Annotated in this window: 10 protein-coding genes, 2 tRNA genes and 2 pseudogenes; all 14 read right to left on the minus strand. The window is 58.6% G+C overall.

Going from position 1 to position 12,355, the window contains the following annotated elements; all coding sequences use genetic code 11:
• Nucleotides 1-483 precede the first annotated feature (483 nt).
• Nucleotides 484-570, minus strand: a tRNA-Leu gene (locus RHM68_RS13140).
• A 197-nt stretch (nt 571-767) separates the two neighbouring features.
• Nucleotides 768-841 (minus strand) — tRNA-Cys (locus tag RHM68_RS13145).
• 257 nt (nt 842-1,098) lie between these two features.
• Nucleotides 1,099-1,587 (minus strand): Lrp/AsnC family transcriptional regulator, encoded by a 489-nt coding sequence (locus tag RHM68_RS13150; RefSeq protein ID WP_008055821.1) that lies wholly within the window; start codon nt 1,585-1,587, stop codon nt 1,099-1,101.
• 45 nt (nt 1,588-1,632) lie between these two features.
• Nucleotides 1,633-2,299 (minus strand): annotated as a pseudogene (locus RHM68_RS13155) (2-haloalkanoic acid dehalogenase).
• Nucleotides 2,300-2,394: 95 nt separating this feature from the next.
• Nucleotides 2,395-3,687 (minus strand): 4-aminobutyrate--2-oxoglutarate transaminase, encoded by a 1,293-nt coding sequence (gene gabT, locus RHM68_RS13160; protein ID WP_322215250.1) that lies wholly within the window; start codon nt 3,685-3,687, stop codon nt 2,395-2,397.
• A 284-nt stretch (nt 3,688-3,971) separates the two neighbouring features.
• Nucleotides 3,972-4,181: pseudogene (locus tag RHM68_RS13165) on the minus strand (ABC transporter substrate-binding protein); the annotation flags it as partial.
• A gap of 133 nt (nt 4,182-4,314) precedes the next feature.
• Nucleotides 4,315-5,526, minus strand: coding sequence for an ABC transporter substrate-binding protein (locus RHM68_RS13170; protein ID WP_322215253.1), 1,212 nt, complete (start codon nt 5,524-5,526; stop codon nt 4,315-4,317).
• A complete protein-coding gene (locus RHM68_RS13175) occupies nt 5,523-6,530 on the minus strand; it encodes a GTP-binding protein (RefSeq protein ID WP_322215256.1) in 1,008 nt (335 codons plus the stop codon). Before RHM68_RS13175 ends, RHM68_RS13170 begins: the two co-directional genes overlap by 4 nt.
• Nucleotides 6,527-6,826 (minus strand): hypothetical protein, encoded by a 300-nt coding sequence (locus RHM68_RS13180; protein ID WP_322215258.1) that lies wholly within the window; start codon nt 6,824-6,826, stop codon nt 6,527-6,529. The genes RHM68_RS13175 and RHM68_RS13180 overlap by 4 nt, the downstream gene beginning before the upstream one ends.
• A 14-nt stretch (nt 6,827-6,840) precedes the next feature.
• On the minus strand, nt 6,841-7,590 hold the full coding sequence (locus tag RHM68_RS13185) for an SDR family NAD(P)-dependent oxidoreductase (RefSeq protein WP_322215260.1): 750 nt from the start codon (nt 7,588-7,590) through the stop codon (nt 6,841-6,843).
• Nucleotides 7,591-7,658: 68 nt separating this feature from the next.
• Entirely contained in the window at nt 7,659-8,420 is a 762-nt protein-coding gene (locus RHM68_RS13190) for an SDR family NAD(P)-dependent oxidoreductase (protein ID WP_322215261.1), read from the minus strand.
• A gap of 10 nt (nt 8,421-8,430) precedes the next feature.
• Entirely contained in the window at nt 8,431-9,771 is a 1,341-nt protein-coding gene (locus tag RHM68_RS13195; RefSeq protein ID WP_322215263.1) for an MFS transporter, read from the minus strand.
• A gap of 28 nt (nt 9,772-9,799) precedes the next feature.
• Nucleotides 9,800-10,681, minus strand: coding sequence for a polysaccharide deacetylase (locus tag RHM68_RS13200; protein ID WP_322215265.1), 882 nt, complete (start codon nt 10,679-10,681; stop codon nt 9,800-9,802).
• A 54-nt stretch (nt 10,682-10,735) separates the two neighbouring features.
• Entirely contained in the window at nt 10,736-12,097 is a 1,362-nt protein-coding gene (locus RHM68_RS13205; RefSeq protein WP_322215267.1) for an amidase, read from the minus strand.
• Nucleotides 12,098-12,355: the final 258 nt, after the last annotated feature.

Consider the following 12,355-nt stretch of genomic DNA (forward strand, 5'->3'; position numbering starts at 1 on the left):
TGCCGTAGAACAATACGTCTACCGAGCCACCCAGCACTGCCACGCCTATCCCGTTCCATTGAACCATTGTGGTCCCGCGAGCACATTCGACTCCAAAGCACCAATTTTACTGAACAGACGCTGAATGGCGAGTTGAGCTCATATCCAGCAAGAGGCCACCGGTTGCTGCGCGTAGCCACGCCACTTAGCAGCCCGTTCAGCGGGCAACTTCGACTTCAGGGAGGCCTACATGAATCGATTCCATAGCTTTCACCACAGCTGGTAAAGCCGGAACTCTACTGCGTCATCTTTACGTTGATGTGTGTTTATACCTATGGATCCTTCCGCTTCATCCTCCTTGGCTGAGTCGCTGGCATCGATGCCGCAACCGAAAGCCCCAAAAAGCGTCACCGACGAAGTGAGTTGCGCACCAGATCAAAAATAGCGGACCGGAAACAAACAAGGGTTTGCATCAGCTTTCGCCCGCAAACCCTTGATTTTAAATGGTGCCCGAAGCCGGAATCGAACCGGCACGTCCTTACGAACGGGGGATTTTAAGTCCCATGCGTCTACCAATTTCGCCATTCGGGCGGTAGCGCGGTTAAACAATCTAAACGTTGCCAGCTGTAGCTATCTGACAGTTGTAACGCGTGTGCAGCAGAGGTGGAAATATATACATCCCTCACCCGCGAAGCAAGTTCGCAAATGCCCTTTTCAAGGCTAAATCTTACAAGGGGTAAAAAATAAAAAAGCTCCGTAGATCAACGATCTACGGAGCTAGTTTAAAGTGGAGGCCGAGGTCGGAATCGAACCGGCGTAGGTGGATTTGCAATCCACTGCATAACCATTTTGCTACTCGGCCTCAAACGCTTGATGTCAGTAGCACGACATCAAACGCGTACAAACTTTGAGCTTCAAACGAAATTTCATTCGCTCTCTATCTCTTTGAAAACGTTGAGCTTTTTCAGCTGGCAGCGCTTTCGATGGCGTGAATTATGTACTCATTTCCCGATGCTGACAACCCCTTGATTTCAAAAAAATTATGCTAAGTCGAAGGCCTGCCTAGCTCTTTCGTTAACGTCGTGTCACAGGGCACGGATGCACGGGCGCGGAACGTTATCAGTGACGCAGCAGCTTGCGCAACGGTACGCCGTCCTTGAGCACCGGTGACTTGATGACGATGTAGCTGAAGTATTTGGAGATGCCAATGTTTTTGTCCAACAGGCTTTCGATCACTTCCTGGTAGTGCTGGATGCTGCGGGTCATGAAGCGCACCAGGTAATCGTAGCCACCACTGATCAAATGGCATTCAAGCACTTCGTCCACCAGACGGATGTTGGACTCGAATTTGGCGAAGTCTTCGCGTTTGTGGTCGCTCAACGTGATCTCAGTGAACACCGTCACCGAGTCGGTGATCTTCGCTAAGTTCAGATGTGCTTTGTAGCTGGAGATATACCCCGCCGACTCTAATCGTTTGACCCGCTGCAAGCAGGGGCTGGCGGATAAACCTACGGCATCGGCGAGGCTGACGTTTGTCATACGCCCGTCTTTTTGCAGCTCAACCAGAATGCTGATGTCGATTCGGTCCAGCTTCACTAAACCTTCCATTGCGTACCTCTTGACTGCCGTTCGTAAGACAATCTTCTAGCAAAATCAGCGCCGTAAAGACAGCTGATGCTGCGCAACAAGGTCCGCCATGCTGGTGATGCAATAGTGTGCAGCACACGGCAACGAGGGTGTTGCCCGTCCGCGACAAATCAGGCACACATCCGTGGTGGCCTGCAGGCCAGCGGCCGACGGCCGACGGCCGGGTCACGTGCAAAATCGCTCCAACATCCAGCGCGTTCGTGTGCAGCCAGTCCTGATCCTGCAAGGGGTGCGTAGCCAGGGAAATGAAATCATCGGGTAGGATCCCCAACCGTTCGCACAGTACGCCTCGGTCTTCGGCATCCCGATCTCCGTGTACCAGCAAGCGATAGAACTTGCGCAGGTACAACATGGCGCCGGGCGCGTCTTCGAACAACGACCAGCCCGCCACTGAACGAGCAAAGCTCATGCCCTCCTCCCAGCTTGCTTTCAATTCCCAGCTTTCGGCCAACTGGCGGTGGGCAAAACACAGCAAACCGCTAAAGCCTAGCTCAGCGAAGCGTGGGTAGAGTGCCCTGACCACCTCAGTGTATTCGGCCAGCACCTGTTCTTTCTCTGGATGGCCACCCCGGCTGTCGAGCAAGGGTTGCAACGCCGTCCACACCCCTGAGTCCCGATCTACTAGAACCTCATCGCAATCAATGAGTAACGCTCGATATTCAGTCAGCCCCATGGTGCGCCAAGCCTCCGATGATGCAGTCCATCAATCCATGCTCCATAAACGCTCACGAACGGTGCCTTAAGACACCGTCCCGAGCCGGCAGCAGCTCAGTTCAAGACGCGTGCCAATGCACCATCGAGAATGTGCAATGCTTCGTCGATCTGTTCTTCATGGGTTACCAGTGGTGCGAGGAAGCGCAAGACGTTGCGGTACACGCCGCACTTGATCACCAGCAGGCCGCCTTTGCGGGCCTCATCGATCAACCGCTGGTTCAACTCGGCATCCGGCGTCCGGGCTTCGTCCTGTTTAATCAGTTCGATCGCCAGCATGAAGCCAATACCACGCACGTCGCCGATTTGCGGATAACGAGCTTGCAAACTCAACAGACCTTGGCGCAAGCGCTCGCCCAGTAATTCGCTACGCGCCAGCAGGTCTTCTTGCTCGAACGCGTCTATCACCGCCAGCGCCGCCGCGCACGACAACGCGTTACCGCCGTAGGTACCGCCCAAACCGCCTGGCAGCGGCGCGTCCATGATAGCCGCCTTGCCGACCACGCCCGACAACGGCAGGCCACCGGCCAGACTTTTGGCGACAGTCACCAGGTCCGGCTGGATGCCCGAGTGCTGAAAACCGAACCATTTGCCGGTGCGACCAAAACCGGTCTGGATTTCATCGAGAATCAGCACAATGCCGTGCTTTTCAGTCAGCGCGCGCAGGGCTTGCAGGAACTCCACCGGCGCCGACAGAAATCCACCGTCGCCCTGCACCGGTTCGATGAGGATCGCCGCAACCCGATCGGGTGCGACCTGAGTCGCCAACAATTCATCGAGCGCCTTAAGTGCCATGTCGCTGCTGACGCCTCTATAGGCATTCGGGTACGGCGTATGAAACACCTCCGGCGCGAATGGCCCAAAGTTCTGCTTATACGGCTGGCTCATCCCGGTCAGCGTGGTGCCCAGTAAGGTCCGACCGTGGAAACCACCGCGAAAGGCAATAACGGCCGAGCGATTGGTGTGAGCGCGGGCGATTTTCACCGCGTTTTCCACGGCCTCGGCGCCCGAGGTGAAGAACGCTGCTTTGTAAGCCTCGTTGCCGCCGACCATTTCACACAGACGCTGAGCCAAGTCGAGATAAGGCTGATAGGCGGCCACCTGGAAACAGGCATGGGAGACCTTTTGCAACTGCGCCTGAACTGCCGCCACTACCTTGGGGTGGTTGTGCCCGATGTTCAATACGCCAATACCGCCAACGAAGTCCAGATACCGCTTGCCATCCACGTCCCACAGCTCAGCGCCTTGGGCGCGATCAATCACCAACGGATGAGCAGTAACCAGGCCACGTGGCACGAACTGATCGCGCTGACGGAGCAAATGAGGGGTTTCGTCGACTTTGCTATTCATGGCATTTTCCATCGTCAGTCCGGCAACCGAGAGGTGGTTGCGATGCTGTTCAGGTTAAAGCCTGCGCGGAACGGACTACGCCGAACTTGCGTCCTGAGAAATTCGGATCGACTGTTTTCACCCTGCCAAACGGCAGATTCCTTTAGCCCGCCGAATCTACCGAGGCGGCGCTGATAGAGCCTTGCGCAATGCGTTTGACTCAGCGCTTTCAACAGATCCTGCGTTGGCGTTACGCGATGATGGAAACACCTTCACCCTTCAGGAAATGCCCATGGCCCTGCTCTATAAAGCTGACCCTGTTTGGCTGGGTCCATTTCAACGCGGGCGGCGGCAACCGGCGCTTTAACCTTGTCGTTCTTGTAGCCGCTCCTGTAGTTCATGTTGCTGTCGTCGCTCAGCACGAAGGTGGTTTTCTGGTCCGGGTCAAAAATGTCATTGGTCCAGTACATCACGGACATGTCGTAGTCACCGGCGATGAGCATCTCCCAACTCTGTATGCCGCACGTCGAGGCGCGCGAATTGTGCATGCAGGTCGTCAACGATTTTTTAGCGACGCGTCATGTCTGATGGCGCGCCGGGTTGGGGCCTCGCGAGGTCAACCCTGGGGATCGGCAAACGTGTCGCGCTTTAGCTCTTGCCGCGTCCCGCGACCTTGCTGCCTGCGCGAAGAAAATCGCCCCAACGTCGCACCAGATAGTTGTGCTCATCCATCACCGAATTCCACACTGAGATATGCCCCATGCGTTGCTCATAAGAGCCGCCATCACGGGTCTCACCCATCTCAATCAAAGGTTCACCATCGCTGCCCGCGAGCTGTTCACGCGCCGGTTTGCCGGCGTACCAGTAATCCCATTCGGCGCTGCTCAAGTGGTCACGACTGCGGGGCGGGTTGCTGATGTAGTAACCCTGGCGCGCCATCACCGCACCGGGCCATCCCGAAAGCCACCAGTTTAAGTAAGCATACGCGGCGTCCAGCACCGCACCGTGGGCATGGCGTGACACCGACAAACCGCCGAACCAGGCCCGATAACCTTCACGGGGCACCGCCAAACGATATTTAACACCGGCGCGATGCAACCGCATCAAGGTCGGCGACCATAGGCTCTGGATATCAATACGGGGGCTGAGCATCAATTGCGCGGCCTCTTCATCGTCAGACCAGAAAGCCGCAAAATGCCCCTCGCGCTGCTTGCGCACGAGAATGTCCGCCATGCTGTCGATTTCTTCGATGCTCAGGTTGCCGATGTCTTTAAACGACCCCAGGCCGCTGCCGCGAATGGCCAGGGCAGCATCCAGTGCGCCAATCGCGGCATCGCTTTGCAGGGCAATCCGACCACTCCAAGCCGGGTCCAGCAACCATCCCCAGCTCTCGTCAGCGCTGGAAAACCCTGCGGGCAAACGCTCCGGGCGGTAGGCAAAACTGTCGGCATTATGGGTCAGGGGCAGCATGCTGATTCGCTCGCTGACGGTGTTGCCCAAACTACCGTCGTGCTGCACAAAGAGACGCTCGCTCGGCACACTGCCACTGCCTGGACGATCATTGGCCGACAAACGCCCGCGTTTCGGCAGGTCGTTGATTTCATGCCACAGGGCAATGCGCCGCGTATCGATAGGCTGAATCGCCCGAGCGGGCCAAACAAAATCAACGTTGTGGAACCATTGATCGTAAAGGTCGTAACTCTCCGGTTGCATCACCGCGATGCGTTGCGCTTGCTCAACATCATGCACCTGATAAACCAGACGAATACCCAGGTCCTGCTCGGCTCGAATACGCAAAGACTCAAGCAAGGTAACTGAGGTGCCAAGCACCCGTAGCGTAATGGGAGACGTCGCTCTCATGTCATCAGCTCCGCAGTCGCCGGGGCGAAACTACGCGCGAAGACCTCGAAAGAGTGCCTTAGCTGCTCCGGCGCAAGGCCGCGCAAAATGAACACCAGCCGTGAATGGCGGTCAACGCCCGGCCAACGGGAAAGATGCACGGGCGCATGCAGGCAGTGCTGCACACCATGGATGACGATAGGAGCCTGGCTGGCGTTCACGTTGAGCAGTCCTTTAACGCGAAGAATGCGTTCGCCGTGGCAGCTTAACAGCATCGACAACCAGACCCCGAAGCCGATCCAGTCCAGAGGCTGCTCGAATTCGAGGCAGCAGACTTGAGCCGCACCGTGTTGAGAGGCGGTGACCGAAGGCTGATGCAACTGCCAGCGCGCCACCTCGGCTTCAGGCGCCACGCCGCGTAAACCTTCGCCCAGTAGCAACTGGTCGCCGCTGTGTACCTCATCCGTGCGCAGCATCACCGCATCCGGGTTCAGCGCTAGCAAACGCTGACGCAAACGGTCGACTCTGTGAGGCTCGGTGCAGTCGGTCTTGCTCAGCAACAAACGGTCAGCGGCAGCCACCTGCGCCAGCCATTCCGGGTGTATGCGTTCCTGCAACTCTGCGTGGCTGGCGTCCACCAAGGTGACCACCAGGCCAAGATGAAAACGCCCACGTAATTGCACATCATTGTTCAGTGTGGCGAGAATCGGCGCCGGATCCGCCAGCCCGGTGGTTTCTAAAATCACCCGGCGAAAGGCTGGAATCTCACCCCGGCTACGCCGTGCCAGCAAGCTCAGCAATGCTTCTTTGAGTTCGCCACGAATGGAGCAACAGATACAACCGCTGGGCAGCAGCACGGTATCGGGTGCCACTTCCTCCACCAGCAGATGGTCGATACCGACATCACCGAACTCGTTGATCAACAGCGCCGTATCGCCAAGGCTTTCGCCCCGCAGCAGACGGTTGAGCAAGGTGGTTTTGCCACTGCCGAGAAAACCGGTGATGACGTTCAAAGCGATGCTCATGACGTCTGCTCCAGATGGTTCAACACGACGGGGTCCAACGGGTCCACCGCACGCCCGATCATCGAGTGCGCCACCGCCCAAATCTGTTCCAGCCCGCTGGCCAGTTCCTGCTTACCGGTAGCGCCCAGCACCAGGTAGGCCGAGCCCTGGAAGTCCTCTACCTTTAGCCGCAACGGGGCCAGCACCCGATTGATCGTCGAGATCCGTCGCTGCCGTTCACGTCGGCGTGGCAGCTCGCTGTTCAGAGGGTCGTTCCAATGGACGTCTTCGCCCAGCAATCCGCAGAGGCCACACATGTTCTAGCGCTCCTTCATGGCATGACGTCGCCGGAGTTGGGTCCCAGGGTCTGCCCCACGAACAGGTTGCCCCCCGGCTCGCTGGCCAACAGCACGGCAGTCGGCGCCACCTCATCGGCCACACCGAAGCGCCCGAGTGGCAACTGCGCGGCCTTGGCGGCTTTCCAGTCGCTGCTGATGGCCGCCACCAACGGCGTCTCGATCGGGCCAGGGGCAATGGCGTTAACCAGAACGTTGTCCTTGGCCACCTCAAGCGCCAGGGACTTAGTGAAACCAATGACTGCGGCCTTGGCGGCAGCATAGTGAGTCAACTCGGCACCACCCTTGATCCCGAGCTGGGAAGCGACGTTGATGATTCGCCCCCAGCGTTGCGCCAGCATGTGCGGCAAGGCGCGCTGACTGGCGACGAAAACGCTGGTGAGATCGACCCGAAGCATGTCGTTCCACATCTCGATAGTCAGGTCGACACAGCGTGCCTGGGTCAGCATGCCGGCGTTATTTACCAAAATGTCGATGCCGGCGAAGTGCTCGACACACGCATCGACACTGGCTTGCGCGCCTTCGACGGTCCCGACATCGGCCACACACTCATAGACATCGGCGCCCAGTTCGCGGCAAGCGTTAGCACTGATCGCAAGGCATTTCGGGTCGCGATCAGCCAGCAACAAACGCGCACCTTGCGCCGCATAGGCTCGGGCAATGGCCGCACCGATGCCGCTACCGGCCCCGGTCACTACCGCACGACGATTTTTAAGTTGTTGCATGTTCAGTCTCCTGTTTGAGGTCGAGGTCATGGCGGACAGCCGGGCTGCGGGCCTGGCTGATGGGCCAATTAATCCGGCCAGCGCACTGTGAGACCACCGTCGATGACGATGCTCTGGCCGGTCACGTAGCTCGACTCTTCACTGGTCAAAAACCGCACCAGCGCGGCCACTTCATCGGCCCGCCCTACCCGCCCCAGAGGGATGGATTTGGCGGCCTTGGACAGACCTGCAGGCCCCAGAGAGTTTTGGCTATCCAACGACTGCGGGGTTTCGATCAGGCCCGGAATCACCGCATTGCAACGAATCCCGCGAGCCGCCAGTTCGACCGCCAGTGAGCGACACAAACCGGGAACACCGGCCTTTGCCGCCGCGTAGTGCGAATGGTCCTGCCAGCCGTAGACGCCGCCGGCAATCGAGGAGATAGCCACCAGCGCCCCACCGTCCCCCATGTGTCGAACGGCTGCGCGAAAGGTCCGCATAACGCCCGTCAGATCTACGTCGAGCATCGCGTTCCAAGCATCGTCGGTCATCTCCAGCAACGGAGCGCGACGCAGCAGTCCTGCATTCGCAACCGCGTAATCGAGACGACCAAACGCCTTTACCGCCTGCTCCGCAAGGTCGTCCACCGAACGGGTGTCGGTCACGTCCAGTGCAAACATCAGGCACTCGCCTCCCGCCGCCTCCACAAGGTGGCAGGTATGTTGTGGGTCGTGGGGATCGGCGGGGTAAAAACCGCCTACCACCGCCACCCCTTGACGGGCATAAGCCAGCGCCAGAGCCTGGCCGATGCCGCTGGCAGCGCCAGTAATCAATGCGACTTTACGGGTCATGGGCGAATCCTTATTTCACGGTTTCAGGACGAACGTGGCGGGCGGCAAACATTAAGGCGCCGGATAAAAAGCAAGGTATCGCACCGAAGTACAGGGCGGACGTCTGCCAGTCGCCGCCCGCAGAAAGCACCTGGGTGGCGCCAAAACCTGCGACCACGGCACCCAGTGGCCCCATGGCATGGATGATTGCGCCGCCGGTGGCGCGGATGCTGGTGGGGAAACTTTCGCTAATGAAGAACAGCGCCGCCGAGTAAGGACCGATCAGGAAAAACAGCCCCAAGCTATATAGACCGACCACCGTCGGCATGTTACTTGGCCCGTACAGCATGCCGGCAAAGGCCAGCCCGCCGAGCATCCAACCCAAGCCAATCACGTTGCGGCGGCCGATTTTGTCGCCCATCCAGCCGTGGCTCAGGTAGCCGCAGTAGCCGACCAAATTGGACAGCACCAGAATGATCAGCGAGTTCTCGAAAGAGACGTGGTGTACGCTCACGATCACCGACGTACCCAATACGCTGAACACCTGAATCGCCGCCCAGTTCAGCAGGATGGCTGCGCCGATCACCAGGGTTGCGCGGCGCGAGGAGCCACGGAAAGCAGCAGCCACTCCGGCCTTGCTGTGCTCGTCGTAATCCACGCCATAGGTGCTGGCGACCGCTTGGGCCTCACTGATCTCACCGCGTTTACGTAACTGAGTGATGCGCTGATGGATCTGGAACTGCGGGCTCTCCTTGAGCTTGCGCGCCATGATTGCAATCACAATGGCCGGGATGGCCGCAAAGATGAAGCACCCCTGCCAACCGATGATCGGCAGCAGCACCGCCGTCAGACCGGCTGCGATCAAGGCGCCAACCGGCCAGCCGCCCTGCACCAGGCTGTAAATGAAGCCCCGGCGTTTAGCCAGTTTCGGGTCATCCGACGCCGCGTACAGCTCACTCAGGTAAGTCGCGTTCACCGTCTCCTCCGCATAACCCAGCCCGCCGAGGGAGCGGATAAGAATCAGCGGCGACTTGCCCCATGACCCGCCGATAGCCGTCAGGGCTGAACAAATTGCCGAGCCACTGACCGTGAAGATGATGCCCATGCGCCGCCCCAGTCGATCCACCAATGGACCAATGGCCAGCGCCACCACCGCGGTTCCCACGGCCACCCACGTGGCGATTTGCGCTTGCTCAATCTCGTTCCAGCCAAAATGCCGGCCGATTTCCGGCAGCAAGGTGCCGAACAAAATGAAGTCATACACTGCAAAAACCCAGGCAAAAAAGGCAATCCAGGTCGCGAACCGCACTTGGGCCGGGGTCAATTGCTGGGGCTTCCAGCCAGCCAGGTCGAGCTTGTTATAGATAGACATGAATCGCGCCTCGATAAGGTTGCAGTGCTCAGCCGTTGCGTGGGCTGCGGCGGATAAAGTCATCGGCAATTTCGTCGAAGGTGACGAAGCGCACGCCGGCATGGCTCTGGATGTGTTCGATCAAGCGTTCCAGCATCAGCAGCACTTGCGGGCGACCGGAGACATCGGGGTGAATGGTCATGGTAAATACCGCGTGCTCATGCTCGCGATAGACCCAGTCGAACTGGTCACGCCACATTTCTTCGAGGTGCCTGGGGTTGACGAACCCATGGCTATTGGGTGCTTTTTTGATAAACATCATTGGCGGCAGATCGTCGAGGTACCAGTTGGCCGGAATCTCTACCAGATCGGTTTCCTGCCCTCGCACCAACGGCTTCATCCACGTGTCGGGGTGCTGGCTGTAATCGATTTTGGTCCAGCTGTCGCCGACCCTTACGTAGTAAGGATGAAAGTCGTTGTGCATCAAGCTGTGGTCATACTTGATACCTTTTTTCAGCAGTAACTCGTTGGTCACCTTGCTGAACTCCCACCAGGGCGCGACGTAACCCGTTGGGCGCTTACCAGTCACTTGGGTGATCAGTTCGATGGATTTATCGAGGACGATTTCTTCCTGCTCCGCGGTCATCGCAATCGGGTTTTCATGGCTATAGCCATGTACACCGATCTCGTGGCCGGCGTCGGCAACGGCCTTCATCTGTTCAGGGAAGGTTTCCATCGAATGCCCTGGAATAAACCAGGTGGTCCGCAAGCCGTAGCGTTCAAACAATTTAAGCAAGCGTGGCGCCCCTATCTCGCCGGCGAACAGCCCACGGGAGATGTCGTCCGGTGAGTCTTCACCGCCATAGGACCCAAGCCAGCCGGCCACCGCGTCTACATCGACACCAAATGCACAGAGAATTTCTTTAGCCATTAGCGGCCTCCAGTGACTGCTTATTGTTGGAGAAAATTAAAGCGTTATGACCCATCAGATGCGTTGCAGCGCCGCCTCCACCGCCAGCGCGGCACGCAACAAACGCGCGTCGTTGCTTTGAGGCAGGCTCAGTAGCAGGCTGGTGGGCAAACCTTGGGCATCGCGACCGCTGGGTAAGGCGACGCCGGGCATGTCCAGCAGGCTCCCCGGCATGGTCAGGCGCAGGGTGGCGAGGTTGGTCTGCACAAAAAGGTTGTCATCCGTTTCCAGTGGCGCCAAAGGGGGGGCCACATGCGCCACGGTGGGGGTAATCAGCGCGGCGCCGTCCAGTTCATCCAGCAGTTGCTGTTGCAGCAATAGCCGCGCTTCGTAGAGTTTGAGCAACTGGTCGGCGGGCATCTGGCGTGCGCTCTCCAGCCGTCGACGCACGCGGGGGTCCAGGCGCTGGGCGGCGTCGCTGTCGAGCAGCGGCCTATGCAGGGCGAACGCTTCGGCAGCACCGAGCCAGCCGAACGCCTGAGTCAACTGCAAGGTGGCCTGAAAAGCATTGAGCGGGCGCAACTGCACCAACGCTCCAGCGTCCTGCAAGCATCCAACAGCGATCAGCAGGTTGTCGCGTACCGCGGGTTGGATAGCCGGGTCGTCCAGCAACGTCGTATCGACCCAAAAATGTTGCCCCGCCAGGCTGCGCACGGGCGGCGCCTGACGCGGATCGCGCCCATGCAGCAGCTCATCGATCATCCAGGCATCGCGCACGCTACGGGTCAGTGGTCCCAGACTGTCGAGGGTATGTGCCAGCGGGAATAGACCCTCGCGGCTGTAACGCCGCGTGCTGCTGCGAAAGCCCACCAAGCCGTTGAAAGCAGCGGGAATACGGATCGAGCCGGCCGTGTCTGTGCCCATGGCGATGGGCACTATTGCCGCGGCTACGGCCACGGCGGAACCCGCTGACGAACCGCCGGGGATGCGCGGTTGTACATCGCTGTGAGGATTGATCGGCGTCCCAAAATGCGGATTAAGCCCGAGCCCGGAATAGGCAAACTCACTTAAGTTAGTCTTGCCAACATTAACCATCCCCGCACGTGTGAGTAACCCCACACTGTGGGCGTCAAGCAACGCGGGCTGTCCGTCACGACGGACTTGCGCGCCGGCCGTTGTGACGCTGCCCGCGACATCGAACAGATCCTTCCACGCAACCGGTACTCCGTCGAACAGGCTCAACGGTTGCCCAGCACGCCAACGCGCGGCAGACGCTTGCGCCTCACGTCGGGCCCTGTCCGAGCACAGCGCGATAAACACGTGCGCTGAACGTCCCGCCTGCTCCAGCGTCTGTTCCAGCACTTGGACCGGATCAGTGCGGCGAGCTGCAAACGCTCCCGCCAAGGCGGTGGCATCAACCAACATAGAGGGGGTCATGGGACGACACTCCAGAATTCTCATAAAACGTATATATTAATAAAATATACATTTTATACAGAGCATGTTCCGTGCCACCTGCTTCGTCAGCAGGTGCGAATGTTGCGCTAAAACCTCGGACGTTCCCCAGTGATTATTGAAATAGACAGATCGCTGAGCTGAGCGCACCGTGCGAGCCAATGCCCACCTCTAATAATGTATCTTTTAATCCAATGTACATTTTGGTGCAGAAACGTAACAGCTCCCCTGATTAAGCCC

Source organism: Pseudomonas sp. DC1.2 (genome assembly GCF_034351645.1).
Lineage (GTDB): Bacteria > Pseudomonadota > Gammaproteobacteria > Pseudomonadales > Pseudomonadaceae > Aquipseudomonas.

Excerpts from the sequence above, each read along its gene's own strand:
- RHM68_RS13150 (WP_008055821.1), bottom strand. The coding sequence starts at position 1,587 with ATGGAAGGTTTAGTGAAGCTGGACCGAATCGACATCAGCATTCTGGTT.
- gabT (WP_322215250.1), bottom strand. The coding sequence starts at position 3,687 with ATGAATAGCAAAGTCGACGAAACCCCTCATTTGCTCCGTCAGCGCGAT.
- RHM68_RS13170 (WP_322215253.1), bottom strand. The coding sequence starts at position 5,526 with ATGAGAGCGACGTCTCCCATTACGCTACGGGTGCTTGGCACCTCAGTT.
- RHM68_RS13175 (WP_322215256.1), bottom strand. The coding sequence starts at position 6,530 with ATGAGCATCGCTTTGAACGTCATCACCGGTTTTCTCGGCAGTGGCAAA.
- RHM68_RS13180 (WP_322215258.1), bottom strand. The coding sequence starts at position 6,826 with ATGTGTGGCCTCTGCGGATTGCTGGGCGAAGACGTCCATTGGAACGAC.
- RHM68_RS13185 (WP_322215260.1), bottom strand. The coding sequence starts at position 7,590 with ATGCAACAACTTAAAAATCGTCGTGCGGTAGTGACCGGGGCCGGTAGC.
- RHM68_RS13190 (WP_322215261.1), bottom strand. The coding sequence starts at position 8,420 with ATGACCCGTAAAGTCGCATTGATTACTGGCGCTGCCAGCGGCATCGGC.
- RHM68_RS13195 (WP_322215263.1), bottom strand. The coding sequence starts at position 9,771 with ATGTCTATCTATAACAAGCTCGACCTGGCTGGCTGGAAGCCCCAGCAA.
- RHM68_RS13200 (WP_322215265.1), bottom strand. The coding sequence starts at position 10,681 with ATGGCTAAAGAAATTCTCTGTGCATTTGGTGTCGATGTAGACGCGGTG.
- RHM68_RS13205 (WP_322215267.1), bottom strand. The coding sequence starts at position 12,097 with ATGACCCCCTCTATGTTGGTTGATGCCACCGCCTTGGCGGGAGCGTTT.